This is a genomic window from Hassallia byssoidea VB512170 (assembly GCF_000817785.2).
GTDB classification, from domain to species: Bacteria; Cyanobacteriota; Cyanobacteriia; order Cyanobacteriales; family Nostocaceae; genus Hassallia; species Hassallia carrinoi.
In genome coordinates, this window is record NZ_JTCM02000010.1 from 91,842 (window position 1) to 114,841 (window position 23,000).

A 23,000-nucleotide genomic window follows, 5' to 3' on the forward strand; every position below is an offset into this window, starting at 1 on the left:
GCTGCGTTATTTCCTCTTTTTGTTTCTTCTAGCCAGGGATGCACTTACTTTCATCACATCAAACAAGTAATGAAAATCAGTGACAGCGCCCCCTAAACTTCTATATCTGAGGAAATCTCGGCGTTCGCGTTGGGTGTTGTTGTGTTTTTAGGAGACAGATGTAAATCAAGCAGCGTTTTTACCTCTTCTTTTCTTTCGTTTTAGCTGTTGTATCTGCCAGGAAGCTTTTTAGCTTCTACTATTAGATTATCACCTTTAAAAAAGAAGAAAATTATTTGCAACTAAACTTTACCTTTGGGGAGACATCTGACTAATGATATCGTCTTTCGCTCCAGCGATAAAATTAGCAAAACGCTCTGCTAGCGGTGGTACAATAACTAAAGGACTCCTAAAACCAGAGAATATATGAACATTTGTAAATGCGGGAATAGCACCAATCAAAGGTAAACTATTGTTGCTAAAAGCGACTAAGCAATGATGCCAAGTACCTGCTACATTTTCCAAGGCTGGTAAAACGTTGCCGATACTTTTTCTTAACCATTCTTCACTTTCTTTAGCATCTATTTTGGCGTTTACATCGGTGAGAGTGCGGCTAATTTGCCCAAAACGCACACTACCATCGACAAATTGAACTGCACCCGCATTTAAAATAGGTGGTACTATTTGATTACCCGGTTCATCCCATAATTCATCAACTGAAGTTGATTTCATTTCTAATTTAAACCTTTGCAGATTTGCTGGGATGATTAAGGTTTGTAACTGCACATCAACGGGTGGAGTTTCAATCATTTCTTCATGGGTAAAATACAGTTTAATGGAAATACCCGCTGATTTTAATAGCTGTCGGCTGAGTCCCCCAGCGCAGATGACGACGTTAGCACTGTGATAAGTTGTGGTTGTTGTTTGTACGCCGTGTGGTAAGATTTGTAAGACTTGCTCAAATTGAATTTCACCGCCAGCACGTAGAAAAGCTTGGATGTATGCTTGTACTGTTTTTTCTGGGTTGATATGTCCCAGTTTGACTGTTAAAGCACCAGCGATCGCTTGAGGATTCAATAGTGGTTCTAATTCACACGCTTCTTTTATAGTAAGTAATTTAGGAGGCGTAGCAACATGCGTGTATAATGCAGCAATTGCTTGGGGATCGCTATTGTTGGGAATTGTTAATAATAAATTTAATTCGCGAAATTCGATGTCAGCGTCTAGCTCTTGTGAGAGAATGTGGTAACGGGCGATCGCTTCGGTTGATAATTGCCGGGTTAATGGTGTAGTAGCAGACCAATAAGCTAAACCACCATAACTATAGCGAGTGGCGTTGTTGGCGATCGCGTTTTGTTCTAATAATAGTACTGAGAAGCCTTTTTTTCTTAGTTCGTAGGAAAGTGCAGCACCAGTTATTCCACCACCAATTACAATCCAGTCGTAGGTTTTCATATCAATAATCTCACGCAGAGGCGCAAAGGCGCAAAGAAGAAGTAATGGATATTCGTTGTGAAGGTTTATTGGATTATGCTGCAATAGCTGAGGTTAATATATTAGCTTTTGGGCAAGAGAATGAGGCAAGGCTGGTTGAGGAAATTCGTTGTTCTCAAGGTTATATTCCGGAACTTTCTTTGGTGGCAGAGATAGATGGGGTTATAGTTGGTCATATCCTTTTTAGTTATATTGATTTAATTGGTGAGGAAAGTTTACAGGTACTGAGTTTAGCACCTCTAGCAGTTCTTCCACAGTTTCAAAGACGAGGAATTGGTAGCGCACTTGTAGAAGCTGGGTTGGAAAAAGCAAATGCTATTAATGAAGCTTTAGTTATTGTACTGGGTCATCCGCACTTTTATACGCGCTTTGGTTTTGAGGCTTCAGTTAATTATAAAATTACCTCTCCTTTTCCGGTTCCAGAGGATGTCTTCATGGTTAAACCACTGCAAAACTATCACCAAAAATATCAGGGTAAAGTTGTTTATCCTCCAGCTTTTTCGGCTGTTTAAATTCATAACAAATAACAATTCCAACTCTGCGTACCTTTGCGTTAACCTCCGCTAACTGGTGCGTTTAAAAATCAACTATTTTTGCACCGACAATACCCTTTGCTTCTAACACAGATGCAACTTGTAAAATTAAAGCTTCGTTGTAGGGTGCGGCTATTAATTGCACTCCTAATGGTAAGTTATTTTGCTGTTGAATTGGTACTGATAAAACGGGTAAGCCGATGAAAGATAATGGTTGCGTGTATAATCCTAAATGGGGACGGACAAGAATTTCTTCACCATCCAAAATCATCGTTTGTTGACCGATTAATGGTGCTGGACAGGGAGTAGTTGGAGCGATAATTACATCTACATGCAGAAAGATTTCGCGGACGCGATCGCGATACCATTTTCTAAAGCGTTGCGCTTGGATGTACCAACTACTAGGAATTAAAGCACCTGCAAGAAAGCGATCGCGTGTTGCAGGATCGAAATCTTGGGGACGCGATCGCAATTTTTCTAAATGCAGATTTGCACCTTCACTCGCGGTAATTACAAACGCCGCTGCACGAGCGCGATGTGCTTCTGGTATTGTGATATAATCTCTGACATCCAAAGCACGAGCAACTTTTTCAACTGCTGCTAACGCTTCTGGATTTGCTCCTTTGAGAAAATAATCATCAGCGATCGCAATTCGCAAATTATCAATATTTTGTATGAAATTGCGCGTTTCTACACAGGGACGCTTTGTGCAAATCGGATCGCGATCGTCTTCACCTTGAAGCACATCAAACACCGTTGCAATATCGCGCACCGAAGTAGCAAAAGGTCCAATATGGTCAAAACTGCTAGAAAATAAAGCTACACCAGCGCGAGACAACCTACCATAAGTCGGCTTCAAACCAAAAATACCACAAAAAGCCGCCGGAACGCGAATAGAACCATTAGTATCAGAACCCAGCGTCAGCGGAACCAACCCCGCAGCAACCGCAGCAGCAGATCCACCAGAAGAACCACCAGCTACCCGACTTAAATCATGAGGATTGCGAGTAGCACCATAATGAGAATTTTCCGTCACAAAACCATAAGCGTACTCATCCATATTCAAAACACCAACAAGAACCGCACCCGCTTGCTTCAACCTTGCAACCGCTGTTGCATCTTGAATAGCCGGCGGATTTTCCGCATTAATTTTCGATCCTGCCAAAGTTGTTAAACCAGCAACATCAAAAAGATTTTTCACCGCAAACGGAACCCCGGCAAACAAACCAGGATAATTACCTTGCGCTATTTCCCCATCTATGCGTGCAGCAGAATGCATTGCAGATTCAGCAGTCACACTCGTAAAACAATTTAACTCATTATCCCGCGCCGCAATTCGTTTTAAAGCAGCTTCAGTAACATCCACCGCACTAACTTTACCATCACGCACAGCAGCTGCTATCGATAAAGCATCATTCATGGTTCAAAAATTGGTGCAGCTTCAACATCATCCGGTAACTCAAACGAATTGACGATTTGAGCGATCGCCATAATTCTCTCAAAATTTGCCACCACCACCACCCGATACTCATCCCTCAACCGCAAATCCACCAACAACCCCATCAAATCCACATACTCACCCACATCAAACTCCCTCTCCATCCCTCCTCCTTCTTGGCGTCCTTGGCGTCTTGGCGGTTCGTTATACTAAATCTACACCATGACGCGGCAACTCAAAAAACCCATCCTCCCCACACACAAACTCAACCACCCCCAACACAGCATCAACATTCAAAGCACCATAAACGTGAGGAAACAAATCCTCCACCCCCTCATAACGAATTTCCGGTTCAACCTTCTGCGAATCAATGCAAAGAAGTACCAAATCCCCTTGACTTCTAAAACGGAAATTTGCCACCTTGATAACTTGCGTAGGTGTCGAACAGTGAATAAAACCCTCCGAATCCAGAGTATCACCGCGATAAAATCCTGCAAGTTTCGCTTTTTCCCATTCTTCGCGTCGCGTGATGTGCAAAATAATTGTCATATAGCAATTTTATCTGATTTTTGAAAAAGACGAACCGCACTTTTAAAGCAGCGGTTCGTCAAACAAACTTAAGTATTCTTTTAGCATGAAAAAAGTAGCTATTAATTATGCTTCTTTTTCTCGCTCTTGACGGAATTTTTCTAACAATTGAGGAAAATGTTTTAGATCCTCAATTGATTGTGGTGCTGGATAAAACTCCGAAGCCGGTTCAGCATTTACTTTGTCCATGTATGCATAAAATGCTTCATTATCTTCTCGATGTTCAAGCATATAAGCAAGTAGCTGTTTTTTAGTCATTACCTGAAAATTTGGCTTTGTCATAATAGCCTCCAAAGTCCATTACGATTTATCAAGATTGCTGTCTCTTCTCCAGCCAGGAAAAATACTTCACCAGTTCGTTCATCTATACGAATGATATAAACAGGCAAATACATTTTTGTTGCCCAGTAACTTAAGATAAAGCAAGTCAATAGTTGTGCCGAAGTAGGAATAGTGATTCTCCCCTGATATACTCAGACTGACATAAATATACTCGCTTTTGGTATGCGCGGAATGCTAACTACTACAAACCTATTAATTCTTGAAAGTCTTTGATAAGTTTCTGGAGTTGAAGATATTTTAGTCGATTTTCCGCTTAAAATTAAAGCGATCGCCTTTATTCTTTAGCTTCCCGATACCTTGACTTACTATCACCAACGGCAAAACGCTTTTTCTCAACAATACCTGAGTGAATTGCAAGGACAAATTTTCGGGTGTCCTTATTTTACAGTCAACAACCTCAATCGTGACTTTGTGGGGACAAAAGGATTTTCCGTAGTTTTTAGGCGATCGCATCTTACAACAGTTGAGCAACGCTTTCCCTACTTCAAATCTTACTTAGACTTAGCACTGCAACCTGAGTGTAATGCTTTTTACCTCAATCCCCTCTTGTTAAAATCAGGCTCTCGTGTAGATCCGCACATCGATCGCTCTTTGCGTTCTTATTGTAAAACTATCGAACCGCCGGCAGTCGTTAGTGTTTTATATGTCGTCGTACCTGCGGATATAGCGGGAGGAGAACTCGTGTTGCGATCGCACAAACGTCAAATTGGGCAAATTCTTCCGAAATCAAACACTTTGCTATTTTTCCAAGGAGATTTGACGCATTCTGTCAACTGTGTTAATAGTGAGAGCGATCGCTTGAGTTTAGTTTGCGAACAATACAACCTCGAAGACGATCAACTGTACGACATTCCAGAATTTAAGCTTGAATCAAGAGCAAGTCAAGCTGAGAATCGACAAAGTAAAAAGCGAACAGCGAAAGTGAAGCATTAATATCATGTCTAGTACAGTTCGGCAGAAATAAATAGACCAGAATCGTGGGAGAATAAATGCTGTCTCTACCGACAGAACGGATTTTGTCGCTGCCAACGATTTATCTCAAGACTCAACGTCCGTTGTACAAAAAGTGTGTAAGGTGCGTTGGAAGGTTGAGGAGTTACACCCTTGAATTAAAACAATTGACCGGGATTGAATCATGCCAGTGTCGCAAAGGTCGGATTCAAAGAAACCATATTGCCTGCGCTATTTGAGTCTGGCTTAGGCTGAAAAATTTAGCTTATAGAAGTTGTCAAACAATTTATCAAATAAAGCATGGATTGTTGTCAAATTATTTAATTCAACAACTAAAACGTCCAGATATTCCCATGTTTCTTGTTTAGTTTTTGGCTACTCGGCAAGAGTTCCGTAGGCGATCGCTGTGCCAGTTGCGTAAGTCCTGAGACAAAAGGTTTCTTCTGTCTGATTATCCCCCAGCATCAATTTCTTTGATTAAAAAAAAGTAGCCCATATAATTCTTGCTGACTCAGCCCTCGGCACTTACAACATTATAACGAGTCGCTGAATAAATATTTCTCTAACGACGCATTTATTAGTTTCACCGACTTTTAAGCAGAAGAATAGAGTAATTAGTACAGAAGGTAAAGGCGTAGCAATGTTAATTCGTGAAGGTGATAATTTTCTTGAAATGATTGCAGCACCAGGAAACCCACAATATGACACTGGAGTGTCTTTTGAGATTAAAGTACAATCATTCGGATTTACAGGTCAAGGTTCGATGTATGTCGATGATTTAAGCTTAAAAAGTTTCTATGAACAGTTGCAAAAATTGGAAAATCAAAGGCAGGGTAAAGTAGAACTTTCATCAATGCCCCTTCAGGTTTGGCTGAAGATTTGTTCAATAGACAGTCTTGGGCATATGGCTTTGTTTGGGCGAATATCCCGATGGGAAGTGGTGTTAAGGTGTGAACATATTTTAGAGTTTGGGTTTAGCTTTGACCCAACACTACTACCGAGCATTGTTAAATATTTTGAAACAGTTGTCAGTGGAAGGTTCAATCTATAAGCGCACAAAGATTGGTAGTGACCTACACACCCCTAGTACGGCACGGCGAAAATACAGCGTTTTTCAGGTAAATGAGGTACACAGGTAGGGGCACAACAATGTTGTGCCCTTACAATAATCTGTACCGAACCTTGTTGCAATCTGCTGTAACTAGTACCATTCCGTTAATATCCGTCGCCTGTGGCAGTCAAGCGAATGCGATAGATGGCTGTGTTGGCTGTAATAAAGAGGCTGTTACCATCTTCTCCCCAGGCTACATTGCTTGTTCGTACACCCGTTTCAATACTCCCTAGAAGCGTCCCATCGGGAGCAAAGATGAAAACTGCCTCGGGTGCAGCAGCGTACATATTACCTGCCCGATCAACCTTGATCCCATCGGGATTACCCTGGCGGTTGCGTTCCCATGTCCAGCCATCCGCAAACGTGCGACCATTTTGAAGTGTGCCGTCCGGTGCTACATCGTATGCCAGCCATCTCGATTGTTTGGTGGTTGAATCGGAGATATAGAGAATCTTTTCATCTGGAGAAAATGCAATGCCATTGGGAGAACGAATCTCATCAGTCAATAGCGTTAATTTGCCATCGGGCGATAGGCGGTAAACGCCACTGAACGGGAGTTCCTTCTCTGGGTCATCATGTCTTTGAGTTGGCAAACCATAGGGAGGATCGGTGAAGTACAGGTCACCATTAGATTTGTAAACCAGGTCATTGGGACTGTTCAACCGTTTGTTGTCATACCGATCTGCCAGAGCAATTTGGGTGTTGTTCTCTCTGTTCTCTAACCGAGCGACGCGACGATTGCCATGCTGACACATCACCAGTCTGCCCTGGCTATCAAAGATTAACCCATTAGAACCGGGTTCTATTCCGTTAAAGGGAGTGTCCCCCGTATATCCACTGGGACTCAAATAAGTCGAGATCCCTTTCCCCGGTTCCCATTTGTAGATTTTATTGGCTTTCACATCCGAAAACAGCAGATATTTCTCTTTTCGATTCCAGACCGGACCTTCCACCCAGAGAAATCCATCCGCCAATTTTTCTAATTTGGCATCAGCGGGAACAATACTGTTAATACGGGAATCATAGCCGACAATTCTGCCAGGAATGGTGGGAGCCTTAGTGTCAATCGGCGACAAATCTTCCTTATGCTCAATGCCAACCCGATTGGTATGCCATTTTTTGTTGTTGGCGGATGCTTGTGTCAATTTTGTCGAACCACCAATCAAAAGTGCTGCTAGAACAAATGAACAAAGCTTTTTCATAATTTGCAATGTTGATATAGGTTTATTATCCTCTTATTAACAAGCAAGTTCTAGTTGTTAAGCTGTTAATAACTACTTACAAAACCACAACCATACTCATATCTCTAGTCTTTAAATAGCAACACTCCCTTGCGATTCTTTACACAATCTTTAATAAAATTTATCGTTAACTTCACCTGTTATTCACTAAAACTGTGTAGCCGGGAAAGTAGCGAAGGTATCACCAGCCGCCACATGATGGTTCAAACCTTGATTCAGTGTAACCTTGAAGAAGAAGTCAGAAGTCAGAATTCAGTCCTGCTGAATCAATAGATTATTTTCAATTACCGAAATTAGTTATCCAAATCGCGATATTCATAATCGAAATCGCGATATTCATTATCCAAATCGCGATATTCATAATCGAAATCGCGATATTCATAATCGAAATCGCGATATTCATAATCGAAATCGCGATATTCATTATCCAAATCGCGATATTCATTATCCAAATCGCGATATTCATTATCCAAATCGCGATATTCATTATCCAAATCGCGATATTCATTATCCAAATCGCGATTTTTGTCACTAACACAGAAGCACCCCTCCCCTTAATCCCCTCCCCGCAAGCGGGGAGGGGAGACAAAGCCTAGCTTTGGCGGGGTGGGGTTCTTTGGGTTTAGTAAGTAATCAAACGGACATGATATGAATGGATATCTCGACTAATGTTTAGCATAGAAGTTATTATGCATGAAATTTGCACTTAATTTCATGCTATTACAAAGAGACGTTACATATAACGTCTCTACTGTCCTCAGCTATTATCTATGCTTGCAATTGGCAAAGTAACAAACCAAACCACTGATTTGCATCTTTCCACACATCAAGCGGTATCAAACCTTTTGCGGCAAGTTGCTGCTTAATAATATTGATGTCGAATTTACGGGAAATTTCCGTGAGGATTGTTTCATTTTGCTGAAAATGAACATTGAGATTGAGAGCGCGTAATTCCACAGTTTGCTTCTGCATACTTTTCAAATGCATCTCAATCTGATTTTCAGTTTCATTATAAAACGCTAAATGTTCAAACTGCGTTGTGTCAAAATTCCCTTCAAACCGTCGATTTAAATGATCCAACATATTCAGGTTAAACGCTGCCGTTACACCTTGGCTATCATCATAAGCTGCTTCTAAGATGTGTTTCGGTTTTTGCAAGTCTACCCCCAATAAAAAATACTCTCCCACTTGCAAAGCGTCTTTAATTTCCGATAAAAACACATCACACTCTTGAGGATTGAGATTACCCAAGGTGCTACCGATAAAACAAATCATTCTGCTGGGTAATTGCTTCGGTAAAAGTTGCGCTAGTGCCATCTCATAAGTTCCGGCGATCGCGTGAACTTGCAATGAGGGATAATCTGTTAATAGCTGCTTGGCACTAGTTTCTAACATACCTGCACTCACGTCAATCGGCAGATAACGCAAAGGATAGCCTAACTGCTTGTATGCATCTAAGATAATACGGGTTTTGGTTGAGCTACCGCTGCCAAGTTCCACCAGTTCGCAATCCCCTGTAATTTTGGCAATTTCCTTAGCACACTTTTGTAAGATTGCCGTTTCTGTTCGCGTAACGTAATATTCTGGTAACTCGCAGATTTGCTCAAATAACTCAGATCCGCGATCGTCGTAGAAGTAACGAGGGGGTAGGGATTTGGGTGTTTGAGTTAACCCCTTAACTACATCACTCCCAGCACTAGAGGAAACAACCAAAGTTGGTTCTAGCAAACGCTGTATTTCTAAGCGTTTTTCAATAGTATTTTGGGAAGTAACCTGACTTGCGATCGCTTTAGATATTGACATTAAACCTCCGATGACTTGGTGTGATGAGTTGCATTGTCTTTTGTGCAAACCTCCAACCAAAGCTAGTGAAACACGAAGCGACATCAAAGTAAATCACGCTTGAGCTAGATTACACAAGCATGAAGGCTATGTTTTGCGGCTTTTACATTAAATTTGCCAGGATTGGGCATTGGGGAATGGGCAATGGGCATTGGGGAGGCAGTGCGGTGGACGGGTTCCCCGGCATAAAGCACCTGCCGTCATAGGGCATAGGGCATAGGGTATTAATAATTCCTCCTTGTCCCCCTGCCCCCCTGTCCCCCTACTCCCCACTCCCTACTCCCAACTCCCTACTCCCCACTCCCTAAAGGACGCATCGAAACCCCGCAAAAATCTGACGCACACCGGGATGATACCAGTTGCGAAAACTAGAACGCAGTGCGAAAGGACTAGTTGCCCAACTACCACCTTTTAAAACTCGGTGTTGTTGGTCAAAATAAACTTGCGAGTAACCTATATAAGGATACATCTCGAAATTATCGTAGCCATCAAACCAGGATGCAGTCCATTCCCAAACGTTACCCAAAGTATCATACAAACCATAGGCACTTTGTCCATTTGGGTAAGCATCTACTGGGGTTGTGTTGATAATTAAGCGATTCTTCTGTGGAGATGTTAGATCAACGCAATTACAATGTTGCGATGTCGGTTCTTCATCACCCCAAGGATAGATGCGGCGACGATTCATGTCTGCATCCCAACTAACTGCTTTTTCCCACTCGGCTTCTGTGGGTAATCTCTTACCGACAAATCGGCAATATGCGTCTGCTTCGTACCAACTAACACCACAAACTGGGTGATTATCCGCAGATAAAACATCGTGCCAATAAAGCGGTTCCCCTACCTGCTCTATTTGCAACCATTCCCAGCCAGCCTTCGACCACCAACGCGGATTTTGATAGCCTCCCGCTTCCATAAATACGCGATACTGCCCGCAAGTCACAGGGTAGCGCTCAATATAATAAGTGTTTAAATATACCTGATGTGCTGGGCGCTCGTTATCAAGAGCATCAATCGAGTTGCTACCCATCTCAAATTCACCCGCTGGGATTTTGATCGGAGGAGGAGAGGGGGAGAGGGGGAGAGGGGGGGAGGGGGGGAAAGAAGAATTATTCTCCTTGTCTCCTTGTCTCCTTGTCTCCTTGTCTCCAAGGAGTCCCCCTTGTCCCCTTGTCTCCTTGTCCCCTTGTCCCCCCTGTCTCTCATTCCTCTTGGCTAATTCCAACAAAAAGGCGATCGTTTCGCAGTGTTGGCTTTCGTGTTGAAGTAAAAAGCGCAAAAGACGTTCTTGCTGATTCAAATCAGCTACTTCTAGGTAATCTAGGACTTTTTTTCTAACTGTGTCTAAGTAATAATAAATTTCTTCCAGGTTTGGTAATTGGACTCGTTGTGATTTGGGTAAACCATCAGCTGCAAAAAATTTGCGGTATTGCGGAAATAAACAAGCATTACCTGCACTGCGTTCTAGTAGCCATAAAGACTCGGTGTAGGCAATATGTCCCAAGTGCCACCCTACAGGGCTAAAATCGGGATGAACCTGACAGCGAAATGTGGCATCGTCCATATCAAGGAACAAAGCCACAGTGTTAGCGCGACATTGATAGAAAGCGAGCGAAATTGCTTGTTGTAAATTAGATTTTCTCAATTTGGATATCACAGTCTTCTTCCACAGTCATAATGCTATTTTCCGGGAAAGCAGTCCAATTACTAGCGAATAGCGGTTCAGATGCAATAATTACCGAGTTAGGGAAAATGGGATCGTCCCGCAACCAGTAAAGAGACGGAGCAGGTGAATTTGCAGCAAAGCGTGAAGCAATTAATCGATGTCCATCGCTAATTATCACATTTGCGGAAACATCTACTTCATGACGTTGGGCTAAATCGCAAAGCGTTAATAATGTCTTGCGTAAAGCAGATTCTAAAGTTAGATGTTGATTTTCTTGCCACAGAGAAAGCAGTAACGCAAAAATATGCTCAGAATCAGTGCTTCCATTGATTAGTTCGTAAAATTCATCAGATAAAATGCTGCGAATTTTTCTGTATAATGTTTTGCGGAAATTCTCTATTCTGCCATTGTGAATGAATAGTAAATTTTGATAGTTGAACGGTTGACAATTAGCAAAATCCATTGCTTGACCTGGTGTAGCACTGCGATCGTAAGCCACTACACATTTAGACTCAACGTAACGGCACAGATTTGGTAAATTAATATCATTCCAAATCGGCAGTGTATTTTTGTAGGTGAAAGGTTCGGTATCTTTTTCCGGATGATACCAGCCAACACCAAAGCCATCAGCGTTGACTACCCCTGAAATCATTTCGCGGGGTTGGTAACTCTGGACTATCAGCGAGTGTTCTGGTTTGTATAATAGATGGTCTAAAGAAACTGGTGAACCAAGGTAGCCAAGTAATCGACACATAATTGAAGTATTTGCTTTAATTGAGCTAGGGAATTGAGAGTTAAAGGAATATTTGATTTATTTGTGCTATGCGAATTTGATTTTTTTGTGCTATGCGATCGCTCTCCTAAAATTACTTACTAACCCTTTGCATAAGTTAACATTTTTGGAAATTAATTATTGTCTGTAATGGTGAGGTATGACGAACTCAATGATGGTGATTTTCCCCTATCGACATAATTCGACATGGGTGTTTGACGATGAACGAGTCGGATTAGTTCACGAACCCTTTGTCAGTGGTGTACCGGAAATGATTGACATTTTGGTGCAAGACATTCCCAATGTTGATGAAGGTTTTAAACTTTTATTTTCTGCAAATCCTTTCCCAGGTTATCAAGCAGAATTAATTTGGTTAAAAGAAGAATATAATGGACATTGGTATTGTTGGACTCAAACAAATATGCAAGGATGGCTATGTCCGGCATTGTTTAAATACTTTATTGAAGCGCCCAAGAAGATATATTGTAAAGCAGAAAGTATTTCTTAAGTAAATTTTATGAGTTTCGCACGTCAGCGGTTCAGCGCTTCAGCGCTGACTACAAATAAGAACTAAATATGAATATTCCCGATTTAAACACAATTATTTATCAACAGCCTTACCCGCTGTTATTCGCTACTATTAGCGGTTCCCATTTATATGGTTTTCCCTCACCCGATTCTGATTATGATTTGCGCGGTGTCCACATTTTACCAGTGCGCGAAGTTGTCGGACTAAATACTGGAGAGGAAACTATTGAATTATCGCAAATCAACGAATCTTTAGAGATTGATTTGGTTACTCATGATGTGAAAAAATTATTTTTATTGCTACTGAAAAAGAATGGTTATGTGCTAGAGCAATTATATTCACCTTTAATATTGAAAAGTACGCCAGAATATGAGGAATTAAAGATTATTGCTAACGGTTGCGTGACTCGTTACCACTGCTACCATTATTTTGGTTTTGCCGCAACGCAATGGAAATTGTTTGAGAAAGAACAACCGCGTCGAGTTAAACCGTTGCTTTATGTTTATCGAGTGCTGTTGACTGGTATTTATTTGATGCAAACTGGAATTGTAGAAGCAAATTTAGTTAAGCTTAATGAGGTTTTCAATTTATCTTACATTCCTGATTTAATCGCAGCGAAGCTGACAAATGTAGAAAAATCAGTTTTGCCAGATGCTGATTTTTCTTTTTATCAACAAGAATATAATCGCTTGCGAGAGCAATTGGAAGTTGCATCTCAAGCAAGTACACTACCTGAAGCACCTTCGGGTAAAGCAGCTTTGGATGATTTACTCATACGTTTGAGAGTTAGGAGTTATGATAGTTAGGAGTTAGGAGTTATGAGTGATAAGTTAAGAGTTAGGAGTTAGGAATTAAGAGTTAAGAATTATCAGTTCTTAATTCCTAACCCCTCACTTTTAACTCCTAACTCCTCATTCTTAACTCCTAACTCCTCATTCTTAACTCCTAACTTTACTTTAAACTCCAAGCGGCAAAAGCCAAAGCACCCCAACCGGCAATAAAAGCAGCACCTCCGAGTGGTGCGATCGCTCCCAATATTTTTACATTTGTTAACGAGAGAGCATACAAGCTACCTGAGAACAAAGCAATCCCAATGATGAACAGCCACCCACTTGCTAATAAAGTCGGTGGCGGAGATTGTTGGTAGATGCTCAATAGTAGTGCTACTAACAATAATGCCAGAGCGTGGTACATTTGATAACGGGCAGCGGTTTCAAATATTTCCAGCGATCGCTCGCTAATTTTCTCCCGCAATGCATGGGAAGCAAACGCACCACCCGCAACCGACAAACCGCCGAAAATAGCACCTATACTCAAAAAAATTTGCGTCATGGAGTTATCCCATTTTCGCTCTCTTAGGGTTTAGACATCAAAATGATAAGAGATTGCCCCATCTTCGCTTACTTTAAAGTTAGCATGAAATTCTTGCGCTTTTTCATCTAAATATTCTCTAGCGACGGCAGCTGGTAGCTGTGACTGCATTGCAAAGCTTAAAACGGTGACACGTCCATTGTTTTCAGTCAGCATTTGATAAAAAAGAGATTGCAAGCGATCGCTCACCTGTTGATTAATCATTTTTTTCTCTTGCTGAGTGTCACGGTACAATCCAAATGCTAGCCATCCCCCCAGTATTAAAGTAGGAACGCCAAAAACTAAACCGCCTACAATAGTATTATCATCAGGATAGGTAGCATTTGTATCCACAAATTCTTCATCCCAATCTACGGGTAATCGCCGAGATGCATTCTGCATGGAGATTTTGTTAAGTGCTGCTGAAACTGATAGCGTCATAAACATAAATCCCAGTGTAAGCAGCCATCCAGAAGCTAATTTTCCAGCTGTCTTCATAGTTCCACTTCAAAGAATGAGCTTTGTTTGTGATTCTAGCCTCACTTGCCAAAAGCTTCCACTAAGTCTTTGTACTACCGTATGACGTTAGAGATTTTCATACACCTCGTCATCGTTGCGCTTGCCTACTCGAAAAACTTCGATTGTATCCTCTGAAATTGTGTTTTGAATGCGATACTCACCACTATCGACTCGATAAACACCTGAATATCCTTTGAGTTGCTTATAATCTTGAGGTCTAGGATCTTCTGGTAGCAGCAAAATTTTAGTCATCACCTGCTTAAAAAATTTGAAAAGCAAATCTATTAAATCTTTACGAGCAGATTTGGTAATACGTAAAGCAAGCGGACTGGATTCAGTCATTTAAAATATTTTCTACTGTAAAATCAGTGTTATGAAGTTTGTTGTAGTCAGCAATCACTTCTTCTACTGAATAAGACTCAGCGTTACTTTCAGTTACTGCACGTCGAAAATCTGCCACATCTATTGCATCTTCCAATGCTTCCAAGCGCTTTAAGTCCGCATAGCTGATAACTGCTGCAACAACCTGTCCTTCTGATTCAATGACAATACGTTCCTGTCCTTCTTCCACAAGAGCGAGAAGTTCTGAAAACTTTTCTTGTGCCTGAGTTGCTTCGACTTTTGTCATGATGAACTACCCCACCGCAAGGCGGATGGGGTTTCCAACTTCAATGGGAACTGCATCTAGCAAAACCGAAGTTTTACCAGGTTGACTTACATTCCCTCCATTGGCTGTAGACCTAGTTCCTAAGTCCAATATCCGCAAAGCCTCATTTCTAATATTGATAGCAGCATTGATATCTCTATCGTGGTGGGTTTGGCACTTATCACAAGTCCAAGCCCTGATATCTAATGGCAAACTATCAACCTTATTGAGGCACACACTGCACAGTTTGGAAGAAGGAAAGAACCTGTCAATTTCTGTATAGGTTTTTCCTTCCCATTCAGCTTTGTACTTGAGCATAGTGCAGAACTGCCCCCAACCACAATCACTAATAGCTAAGGCAAAATTGTGGCTGCGTACCATGCCTTTTACACAAAGATTTTCTACAGCAATTACTTGGTTTTCGTTAACTATCTTGCGGGATAGCTTGTGCAGAAAATCTTCTCGTACTCGTGAAACCCTAGAGTGAACTTTAGCTACTAGCCTTTTAGCCTTAGCTCTAGCAAGACTACCTTTTTGCTTACGAGCTAAACTCTGTTGCTTCTTTTTGAGATTCTTAGCATGTCTTTTTGTATGTCTAGGATTATCAAACTTACTGCCATTACTGGTTATGCAAAAATGAGTTAGACCCAAGTCAATTCCAACTGCTTTACCATCAGTAGATGCTTCTGGGATAGCTTTGCCGTCATCAACTATGATAGCGACATAATATTTACCATCAGTATTCTGAGAAATAGTGGTAGTTACAAATTTTCCAGCCACTTCTCTATCTTGCCGACAATAAATACTTCCTACTTTCCCAGGTAGTTTGAGATAGTCACCATCTAGTTTTACATTAGCTGGATAACTAATCGATTGCCTGCCATGCTTAGATTTGAATTTTGGAAAACCTGCTCGTTTCTCAAAGAAGTTTTTGTAAGCAGTCGATAGATTTAGTGCTACATATTGCAGGCATTGAGAATAAGCGTCAGTTAGCCAAGGATATTCTTTCTTGAGAGCTGGTAGCAGCCCCTGAATAGCACCTCTTGATAAGCCCTTTCCAGTAGACTTGTATGTCTCCTGGCACAAGTTGAGAGAGTGGTTCCAAAACCAACGACAGCAACCGAAGCTTTTTGCTAAGGCTACTTGCTGCTCTGGAGTTGGATACAATCTAAACTTGTAGGCTCTATACATTATCGGAATTATTTATTACTGATAACAGTATATCACGCTCCAAAGAAATAATGTCGCTTGCTATCGGGCACGCTTCGCACTCCTTGGTTTGTTTGTTGGTCGCTATCCATCCCCACGCCCTCGACGGATGGGGAATTCCGCGACATTCAGGTTAAAGATGAAACAGATAACTAATGTTGCCTTTATCACTAGGTTCAAAAGTAGCGTTGAACTCTTTAGCTTTTTGATCTAGATATTGTTTAGCTTGTTCCCCAGATAGCTGTGTCTCCATCGCTAACTGCAAGACGGTAATTCTACCATTATCGGCTTTGAGCATTTGATAAAAAGTAGAATCTAGGCGATCGCGTAACAATTTTTGATGTCTTCTACGCAATCCCCAAAGCATGTATCCTCCCCCTGCTGCTAATGGCAGACCGAAGGCTATTCCTGCAAAAAAAGTATCTGTCGCCTCTTGCTGTTCTATGGTAGTCTGGTCTTTATCTGCTAACTGCGATAAGGCACAAGCACTCATCATCAAACATATAAATCCGAAGGAAAGCAAGAACCCAGCAGTTATTTTGGTGAGGAATTTCATAATTGCGGCAAAATATAAAAGCTATATTGCCGCGATCTTAACCTCACTTACGTGTAGCTTCCAGTATTCGCGAAAAGTAAAAGCGAGTCCGAGTCATTGACTGTCTTTCCACGCTAAAACCGTTTTTTTCCAATATTTTCACCACATCAGCTTCACGATGCAAATAAGCGCGAGTTGCTTTACTCGGTCCTGGGAAAAAACTGCCGATTTTTTTCAGTATACTCAGAGCGAAGGTTTTCGGCGCAAAGCTGAGAATTACCCGCGACTGTGCTAAAGAAGATAGATGAGAAATCATCTCGTCTGCTTTTTCTTGGGGATAGTGGATGAGAACATCCAGGCAAATGACGGTATGATAACTACCACTCAACGCTTCTAAATCTTGGACGGCGAAAGTGGGATTTTCTGCTTGTCCTAAGGTTTCTAAAGCTCTATCCTTGGCTTCCTGCACCATTTTGTCAGAAATATCGCTGGCATAAACTTTCGCATTATCTGCCGCTAGGGGGATGCTAAGACTACCCACACCACATCCAGCATCGCAGATTGATATTTCTGCTAAATTGCGATCGGCTTTTAACCAGCTAAGGACTGTATCGACGGTTTGCTGATGTCCGTTGCGGATGTCTAGCTGAACTTTGTTGACTTCGCCATCACCATAAATACGTCTCCAGCGGTCGAAGCCTGTGGAATTGAAATAATTTTTAACAATTGTTTTATCGTCGGTTGCGTTCATGTTGAATTTTTAAGGGTTCCCAAAAGTTAAAGTTATCATTGATGGGAACTTCTAAGAAGGCAGAAAATATGGATTTTTTCTCACGCAAAGTCGCTAAGACGCAAAGGTAATCGCTGCCAGGTTAGTTGTTTGGTTGTTTCGTCGAAATGCCAGCGTAATAAGTTTGCAGGTTGATTTGGGGAGATTCCGGTTAAAGCGTTCCGCAAGGTTGCCGTACTCGGCATCGCCTTTCTTGGTGCTTCGGTTGCGAGAATTATTGCAGTTTCCACATCACAACCCCACTTTACCAAATTCTGCACTCCTACCAATAAAGGTAAAGTCGTCCCGGATAAAGTTCCATCTGGCAATCTTGCAGTGCCGTTTTTTACTTCAATTTGTCGAGTATCCCAAGGATACACCCCATCAGCAAGTCCCAAAGGCGATAAAGCATCACTTACTAAAAAAAGTCCTTTTTGAGAACTGGCGCGTAAGAGAATTTGTAGCATAATCGGGGAAACATGTTCACCGTCGGCAATAAAACCACACATGACATCAGGATTAAGAATTGCTGCGCCTAATAATCCCGGTTCGCGATGATGTAATAATGGCATGGCGTTAAAAGCATGAGTCACCATCGTTGCACCCAGTTTAAAGGCATCTTCGGCTTGCAATGCGGTGGCTTGAGAATGTCCTAAACTAACGATAATGCCCTTGGAGCGTAAGTAGGGAATGACTTCACCAGTAGGATCTAACTCTGGTGCGAGAGTAATGACTTTGACAATCTGGGTATAATCGCCTAAAACTCGCTTTACTTGTTCAATTGTCAAAGGTAACAGATATTCTGCTGGATGTGCGCCGCGCTTTTGGTAATTTAAAAATGGTCCCTCTAGATGTACACCAAGAATTTGCGAACCGACTTTTTGATGAGAAATAAAATCAGCACAAACAGCAAGCGATCGCTGAATATTATCCACCGAAGTTGTCACCAGCGTCGGTAAAAATCCATCTACCCCCACATCCCAAAGATATTCACAGATTTTCTGGAGAAAGTCCAAATTTTCCGCTTTTAATTCCGGAAATGCCAACCCCAAAGCACCGTTAATCTGCAAATCGACACCACCCAAAGAAACCCAATCACCACGAAGATCGAGCAATTCCACTTCCTGAGGTGCAACGCGCTTGAAAACTGTAGTCATTGGTAAAATTCGCTCAATTATACCCTCACGAACAAAGAGCATCTGCAAATCTTTGTATCCCGGCACTCTAGCATTGATAATATCTATGGGCGTTGCTTTGCTCATCACGATAGTTTGGTAATTGGTAATTGGTAATGGGTAATGGGTAATTGGTAATGGGTAATGGGTAATGGGTAATTCTTCCTTGTCCCCCTTGTCCCCCTTGTCCCCCTTGTCCCCCTGCCCCATTCTCCATTACCCATTCCCCATTCCCCACTCCCCACTCCCCACTCTTATGATCAGTATTATTATGGGCAGCGATTCGGATTTACCCATCATGCAGGGTGCGATCGCTATTTGTGAAGAATTTGGCATTCAAACCGAAGTTGCCATTGTTAGCGCCCATCGTACCCCAGAACGCATGGTTGAATACGCACAACTTGCACACCAACGCGGCATAAAAGTGATTATCGCCGGTGCTGGCGGTGCTGCTCATCTTCCCGGAATGGTTGCATCTTTAACTCCACTTCCGGTTATCGGTGTTCCCGTTCCCAGTCGTCACTTACAAGGACTTGATTCGTTGTATTCTATTTTACAGATGCCTGCGGGTATCCCAGTTGCAACCGTGGCAATAGGTAATGCGACAAATGCGGGTCTTTTGGCAGTACAAATTCTTGCTACCCAACAACCTGAATTGTTGGAAAAAGTGCAAAAATATCGCCAAAATCTCTGCGAATCGGTAATGGCAAAGCAAGCCAAGTTAGAACAACTAGGCTATCAGCAATATTTGTCCCAGATGTAAGCAGCTGTCATGCGTGAGTTGTGGTTACTTACTTAATTTTTAATTATTTGTTAATATCTATACTTAATCTTGATACTAGGGGTAACTAAAATTACAAGTAAACTTGTTGTCCCGGAAAAAATTTACCAACCTCTTATCTGTATGTAAAAATTTATTAAACTTTTTTAGCTAAATTTAATAATATCTTGACTTTTATATCCCGATGTCTGGAAATGCTGACACTGTAACGGATACAGTTACTTTATTTACGGTTTTGGGTACGTGGAGGTAAAGGCAAAAACCAAAAAATAGTATTTAAGGCTACAGAATTCCTGATTGGCGTAATAGAAAATCAATCTACTTTATTCGTGGATTCACCAAAAGTTTTCTACAGAAATCATGCTCATGAATTCTGTTTAGAGGCGTTTGTGCATTGTTGCACAATTTCAGGTGTTGATATTAAAAAAGGTAATTCTTCCGAAATCGATTCATTGTTTATGCTCAGTTACCCTTGAAAAAATTATCTCTTTAAAGAATAATTTTTAAAGAGTCAATGAAGGAGACTTGACTGTTATAGAAAATACATAATAATGATTTATTATGAAATCCGTAATATATACAGAGGTAGCAGCTTAGTTATTAACTTCAACAATGTTTATATAAACTGCTTCATAACTAAGGAATAAGCTCTTTGTCCTTTCCTTCAAAAACAGTTGATTGTAAACCGGAATCAACACAAAAATTCACATTATCTCAAGAAAATGCAAATAAACTTTAAAAATTGTCGGGTTAAATATTGCTGATTTCAAAGAAAATGCTATTGCTGGAAAAAAAGTATGCAAAAAACTCCTAAAATGCACATTGATTTAAAATTTTGCAACTAGAAAAAGGAGTATATTTCAGGTAGATTCCCAAGAACGAAATTTGAGTAACTTCCAAGATAAAAATGAGTATCAAAAAGTACTCAGATTCAGGTAAAAACAGAAAATTGTTGGTACTCATGAACAAAAAAGAAGTGTTGAAAAAAGTTGTGATAATAGGGGCGATCGCCTCATTGCTTCTAGGTGTACTGACGGGTAATGCCTTCGCAGCACCCACAGATGTAAACGCAGCAATCACTAATGCTCAAGAATCTGCGGATACAGCATTTATGCTGATTTGTGCAGCACTCGTATTGTTGATGACACCTGGATTAGCATTTTTCTATGGTGGATTTGTGCGATCGCGCAATATCCTGAATACATTGATGATGAGCTTCGTGCTGATGGCGATTGTTGGAGTCACCTGGATTTTGTGGGGTTACAGCCTTGCTTTTGCACCAGGTAATCCGTTCATCGGTGGCTTAGAGTGGTTTGGGTTAAACAATGTCGGCTTAGAAACAACCGATTATCTCAAAGGAACAAACCCGGCGGAAATAGTTTCCTATGCGCCGACAATTCCCCACCAGGCATTCATGATTTATCAAGCCATGTTTGCCATTATCACCCCAGCGTTGATTAGTGGTGCGATCGCCGAGCGGATGAACTTCACCGCTTACTCATTATTTGTGCTGCTATGGTCTACCTTTATTTACTCTCCCCTAGCGCACATGGTATGGGCTAAAGGCGGATTTTTGGGCTTGGCTGGTGGATTGGGCGCCCTAGACTTTGCAGGGGGCACAGTCGTGCATATTAGTTCCGGTGTTTCTGCCCTCGTCGCCGCCATGTACCTCGGACCCCGGAAAACCTATCCCGACCGTCTTAGCCCTCCGCACAACGTTCCCTTCATCTTGTTGGGTGCTGGCTTGCTGTGGTTTGGCTGGTTCGGCTTCAACGCAGGTAGTGCCTTGGCTTCTGGCGGTTTGGCAACAACCGCATTTGTCGCCACCAACACAGGTGCGGCAGCGGCAGCTTTAATGTGGCTAATCCTGGAAAAAGTCTTGCGCGGTAAACCAACAGCAGTTGGTGCAGCCACAGGTGCAGTTGCCGGATTAGTTGGTATCACCCCAGCCGCCGGATTTGTCACACCTCTAGCTGCGATATTAATTGGCGGTATCACCTCGTTTGTTTGCTTTTATGCCGTCAGCTTCAAGCACAAAGTCAATATTGACGATGCTTTAGATACCTTTCCCGTGCATGGTGTCGGTGGGACAATCGGAGCGATTCTCACAGGAATCTTTGCCACCACCGCAGTCAACTCAGCAGGAAAAAATGGCTTGTTGTTTGGCAATCCCGGTCAACTGGTAACGCAAATTATCGCCATTGTCGTTGCCTATATCATTGCTGCTGTCGGCACCTGGATTATTTTGAAGATTCTAGATGTCACAGTCGGGTTGCGAATCAAAGAAGAAGCCGAACTGCAAGGCATGGATATCAACGAACATGGCGAAGAAGGATACAACGAAGAATTCGGAGAGCGCATTAGTGTTACTAATAGGTAATGCGATTTCTGACTGCTGACGATATCTTGAGCAGTCCGTTTAGAAGAGCGTGTTCATACAATATCCCTGACAAGTTTTACGAAGTCGGGGATATGAAGCTCGATATTTTCATAAATCTGCGCTCGTATTGCTCTAATTCGATTTAAATCATCTAAAATCTGATTCAAAGAATTAGTAAATATCGCGCCTTGTGTCTACTCCAGCAAAAATTTTTCCTACCTGGGCATTTTTCTCCGTAGTAACCAACGGGATACTGATGTTAGCGATCGCCTTGCTACTTTTACGACAGCAGGGTTTGACCGCTTTTTTTTGGTCTGCACATTCTGCGACACCAGTCAAGCACAACAGTCAACCCCAAGTCACACCTGCCAAAATTACACCTGAACTAGGACCTCGCCATAAACTTGATTATCGCCAGTGGGTAGATGTCCTCAAAAAAGAAGCCAAAGCCAAAGCTGAGAAACCTCCCCAAAATTTAAATATCCTCGCGGGAGATTCTCTCTCATTGTGGTTTCCTACAGAGTTATTACCTGAAGACAGAAATTGGCTAAATCAGGGAATTTCTGGAGAAACTAGCGAGGGACTATTAAAAAGATTAAATTTATTTGACCGCACCCAGCCTCATACGATTTTTGTGATGATTGGCATTAATGACCTGATTCGAGGTGCAAGCGATGAGACAATTTTAGAGAATCAGCAACAAATTATCAGTTACCTGAGAAAGGTGCATCCAAAAGCGCAAATTGTTGTTGAATCGATTTTGCCGCATGGAGGAGAATCAGCAACTTGGGAAAGACGAGAGAAACTCTTGGCTATTCCTAACAGTCGCATTCGCAAGCTGAATCAGCAACTGCAAGATATAGCCACAAAAGCAAATGTCAAATATCTCAACTTGCATCCTTTGTTTACCAACAAGCAAGGTAATCTTCGTCCCGAATTCTCTACCGATGGCTTACACCTAAGTCCCCAAGGCTATCTTGTCTGGCGTTCTGCGTTGCAAATGTACACTCAAATAGAACTGGATAAGGGGGATAAGGGGGATAAGGGGGACTTGGGGGACAAGGGGAGCCAGCGCGTTGCGGAGGTCTCCTCCGTTGTAGCGACTGGCGTGGACAAGGGGAGCCAGCGCGTTGCGGAGGTCTCCTCCGTT

General features: G+C 41.8%; 28 protein-coding genes and 2 pseudogenes. 9 read left to right on the forward strand and 21 right to left on the reverse strand.

What is annotated here, in order from left to right; genetic code table 11:
- Positions 1-288: 288 nt before the first annotated feature.
- Positions 289-1,434: an NAD(P)/FAD-dependent oxidoreductase gene (locus tag PI95_RS07600; protein WP_039739313.1), complete on the reverse strand. Its 1,146-nt coding sequence runs from the start codon at positions 1,432-1,434 to the stop codon at positions 289-291.
- A gap of 44 nt (positions 1,435-1,478) precedes the next feature.
- Between PI95_RS07600 and PI95_RS07605 the strand changes: the two genes are divergently transcribed.
- Positions 1,479-1,985, forward strand: a complete 507-nt coding sequence (locus PI95_RS07605) for a GNAT family N-acetyltransferase (RefSeq protein ID WP_039739314.1) — start codon at positions 1,479-1,481, stop codon at positions 1,983-1,985.
- Positions 1,986-2,049: 64 nt separating this feature from the next.
- Here PI95_RS07605 and PI95_RS07610 read toward each other — a convergent pair whose 3' ends face one another.
- The 5 genes from PI95_RS07610 to PI95_RS37435 all read right to left on the reverse strand — a co-directional run bounded on the left by PI95_RS07610 (position 2,050) and on the right by PI95_RS37435 (position 4,490).
- Positions 2,050-3,426 (reverse strand): AtzE family amidohydrolase, encoded by a 1,377-nt coding sequence (locus PI95_RS07610; protein ID WP_039739321.1) that lies wholly within the window; start codon positions 3,424-3,426, stop codon positions 2,050-2,052.
- Positions 3,423-3,608 carry a DUF4089 domain-containing protein gene (locus tag PI95_RS07615; protein WP_039739323.1) on the reverse strand — a complete coding sequence of 62 codons (186 nt, stop codon included), beginning with the start codon at positions 3,606-3,608 and terminating at the stop codon, positions 3,423-3,425. The genes PI95_RS07610 and PI95_RS07615 overlap by 4 nt, the downstream gene beginning before the upstream one ends.
- A 40-nt stretch (positions 3,609-3,648) precedes the next feature.
- Entirely contained in the window at positions 3,649-3,993 is a 345-nt protein-coding gene (locus PI95_RS07620) for a DUF952 domain-containing protein (protein WP_039739325.1), read from the reverse strand.
- A 105-nt stretch (positions 3,994-4,098) separates the two neighbouring features.
- The gene (locus tag PI95_RS07625) at positions 4,099-4,314 is read right to left on the reverse strand and encodes a DUF6887 family protein (RefSeq protein WP_039739327.1); all 216 of its coding nucleotides are present in this window, start codon (positions 4,312-4,314) and stop codon (positions 4,099-4,101) included.
- The gene (locus tag PI95_RS37435; RefSeq protein ID WP_373695690.1) at positions 4,311-4,490 is read right to left on the reverse strand and encodes a DUF6888 family protein; all 180 of its coding nucleotides are present in this window, start codon (positions 4,488-4,490) and stop codon (positions 4,311-4,313) included. The genes PI95_RS07625 and PI95_RS37435 overlap by 4 nt, the downstream gene beginning before the upstream one ends.
- 181 nt (positions 4,491-4,671) lie before the next feature.
- Here PI95_RS37435 and PI95_RS07630 point away from each other — a divergent pair, with 181 nt between their 5' ends.
- The 3 genes and pseudogenes from PI95_RS07630 (at position 4,672) to PI95_RS07635 (ending at position 6,376) form a co-directional block, all read left to right on the forward strand.
- Positions 4,672-5,307, forward strand: a complete 636-nt coding sequence (locus PI95_RS07630) for a 2OG-Fe(II) oxygenase (protein WP_039739329.1) — start codon at positions 4,672-4,674, stop codon at positions 5,305-5,307.
- A 61-nt stretch (positions 5,308-5,368) separates the two neighbouring features.
- Positions 5,369-5,693, forward strand: a pseudogene (locus tag PI95_RS37650) (IS701 family transposase); the annotation flags it as partial.
- 272 nt (positions 5,694-5,965) lie between these two features.
- Positions 5,966-6,376 (forward strand): hypothetical protein, encoded by a 411-nt coding sequence (locus PI95_RS07635; protein ID WP_039739330.1) that lies wholly within the window; start codon positions 5,966-5,968, stop codon positions 6,374-6,376.
- Positions 6,377-6,540: 164 nt separating this feature from the next.
- On the opposite strand, the gene PI95_RS07640 is transcribed toward PI95_RS07635, so the two are convergent.
- The 6 genes from PI95_RS07640 to egtC all read right to left on the reverse strand — a co-directional run bounded on the left by PI95_RS07640 (position 6,541) and on the right by egtC (position 11,939).
- Complete coding sequence (locus tag PI95_RS07640) at positions 6,541-7,581, reverse strand: SMP-30/gluconolactonase/LRE family protein (protein WP_163518700.1); 1,041 nt, start codon at positions 7,579-7,581, stop codon at positions 6,541-6,543.
- A gap of 389 nt (positions 7,582-7,970) precedes the next feature.
- Positions 7,971-8,192, reverse strand: a complete 222-nt coding sequence (locus tag PI95_RS07645; RefSeq protein WP_039739331.1) for a hypothetical protein — start codon at positions 8,190-8,192, stop codon at positions 7,971-7,973.
- 253 nt (positions 8,193-8,445) lie between these two features.
- Entirely contained in the window at positions 8,446-9,480 is a 1,035-nt protein-coding gene (gene egtD / locus PI95_RS07650) for an L-histidine N(alpha)-methyltransferase (protein ID WP_039739334.1), read from the reverse strand.
- 147 nt (positions 9,481-9,627) lie between these two features.
- A complete protein-coding gene (locus PI95_RS07655) occupies positions 9,628-9,792 on the reverse strand; it encodes a hypothetical protein (protein WP_163518701.1) in 165 nt (54 codons plus the stop codon).
- Positions 9,793-9,823: 31 nt separating this feature from the next.
- Positions 9,824-11,176, reverse strand: coding sequence for an SUMF1/EgtB/PvdO family nonheme iron enzyme (locus tag PI95_RS07660; RefSeq protein ID WP_039739337.1), 1,353 nt, complete (start codon positions 11,174-11,176; stop codon positions 9,824-9,826).
- Positions 11,151-11,939, reverse strand: coding sequence for an ergothioneine biosynthesis protein EgtC (gene egtC / locus PI95_RS07665; protein ID WP_039739339.1), 789 nt, complete (start codon positions 11,937-11,939; stop codon positions 11,151-11,153). Before egtC ends, PI95_RS07660 begins: the two co-directional genes overlap by 26 nt.
- A 178-nt stretch (positions 11,940-12,117) precedes the next feature.
- Between egtC and PI95_RS07670 the strand changes: the two genes are divergently transcribed.
- Both PI95_RS07670 and PI95_RS07675 read left to right on the forward strand, forming a co-directional pair.
- Entirely contained in the window at positions 12,118-12,465 is a 348-nt protein-coding gene (locus tag PI95_RS07670; RefSeq protein WP_039739341.1) for a DUF6717 family protein, read from the forward strand.
- Between the two features lie 68 nt (positions 12,466-12,533).
- Positions 12,534-13,292: a nucleotidyltransferase domain-containing protein gene (locus PI95_RS07675; protein ID WP_039739344.1), complete on the forward strand. Its 759-nt coding sequence runs from the start codon at positions 12,534-12,536 to the stop codon at positions 13,290-13,292.
- A gap of 145 nt (positions 13,293-13,437) precedes the next feature.
- Here PI95_RS07675 and PI95_RS07680 read toward each other — a convergent pair whose 3' ends face one another.
- From PI95_RS07680 to PI95_RS07720, 9 genes are all read right to left on the reverse strand, one after another.
- Positions 13,438-13,818 (reverse strand): DUF423 domain-containing protein, encoded by a 381-nt coding sequence (locus tag PI95_RS07680; protein WP_039739347.1) that lies wholly within the window; start codon positions 13,816-13,818, stop codon positions 13,438-13,440.
- A gap of 30 nt (positions 13,819-13,848) precedes the next feature.
- Positions 13,849-14,334, reverse strand: a complete 486-nt coding sequence (locus tag PI95_RS07685) for a hypothetical protein (RefSeq protein ID WP_039739351.1) — start codon at positions 14,332-14,334, stop codon at positions 13,849-13,851.
- Between the two features lie 87 nt (positions 14,335-14,421).
- Positions 14,422-14,697, reverse strand: a complete 276-nt coding sequence (locus PI95_RS07690; RefSeq protein WP_039739354.1) for a type II toxin-antitoxin system RelE family toxin — start codon at positions 14,695-14,697, stop codon at positions 14,422-14,424.
- The gene (locus PI95_RS07695) at positions 14,690-14,983 is read right to left on the reverse strand and encodes a type II toxin-antitoxin system Phd/YefM family antitoxin (RefSeq protein WP_039739357.1); all 294 of its coding nucleotides are present in this window, start codon (positions 14,981-14,983) and stop codon (positions 14,690-14,692) included. Before PI95_RS07695 ends, PI95_RS07690 begins: the two co-directional genes overlap by 8 nt.
- A gap of 6 nt (positions 14,984-14,989) precedes the next feature.
- A complete protein-coding gene (locus tag PI95_RS07700) occupies positions 14,990-16,192 on the reverse strand; it encodes an RNA-guided endonuclease InsQ/TnpB family protein (protein ID WP_039739360.1) in 1,203 nt (400 codons plus the stop codon).
- A 151-nt stretch (positions 16,193-16,343) separates the two neighbouring features.
- Positions 16,344-16,766: a hypothetical protein gene (locus PI95_RS07705; RefSeq protein WP_039739362.1), complete on the reverse strand. Its 423-nt coding sequence runs from the start codon at positions 16,764-16,766 to the stop codon at positions 16,344-16,346.
- Positions 16,767-16,809: 43 nt separating this feature from the next.
- Complete coding sequence (gene bchM, locus PI95_RS07710; RefSeq protein WP_039739364.1) at positions 16,810-17,496, reverse strand: magnesium protoporphyrin IX methyltransferase; 687 nt, start codon at positions 17,494-17,496, stop codon at positions 16,810-16,812.
- Positions 17,497-17,576: 80 nt separating this feature from the next.
- A complete protein-coding gene (gene nagA / locus PI95_RS07715; protein ID WP_039740532.1) occupies positions 17,577-18,776 on the reverse strand; it encodes an N-acetylglucosamine-6-phosphate deacetylase in 1,200 nt (399 codons plus the stop codon).
- Positions 18,776-18,934: a hypothetical protein gene (locus tag PI95_RS07720; RefSeq protein ID WP_236116968.1), complete on the reverse strand. Its 159-nt coding sequence runs from the start codon at positions 18,932-18,934 to the stop codon at positions 18,776-18,778. The genes nagA and PI95_RS07720 overlap by 1 nt, the downstream gene beginning before the upstream one ends.
- Positions 18,935-18,945: 11 nt before the next feature.
- Between PI95_RS07720 and purE the strand changes: the two genes are divergently transcribed.
- From purE to PI95_RS07735, 3 genes and pseudogenes are all read left to right on the forward strand, one after another.
- The gene (gene purE / locus PI95_RS07725; RefSeq protein WP_039739366.1) at positions 18,946-19,452 is read left to right on the forward strand and encodes a 5-(carboxyamino)imidazole ribonucleotide mutase; all 507 of its coding nucleotides are present in this window, start codon (positions 18,946-18,948) and stop codon (positions 19,450-19,452) included.
- Between the two features lie 994 nt (positions 19,453-20,446).
- Positions 20,447-21,850 (forward strand): ammonium transporter, encoded by a 1,404-nt coding sequence (locus PI95_RS07730; RefSeq protein ID WP_039740534.1) that lies wholly within the window; start codon positions 20,447-20,449, stop codon positions 21,848-21,850.
- A gap of 190 nt (positions 21,851-22,040) precedes the next feature.
- Positions 22,041-22,874 (forward strand): annotated as a pseudogene (locus PI95_RS07735) (SGNH/GDSL hydrolase family protein); the annotation flags it as partial.
- Positions 22,875-23,000 lie beyond the last annotated feature (126 nt).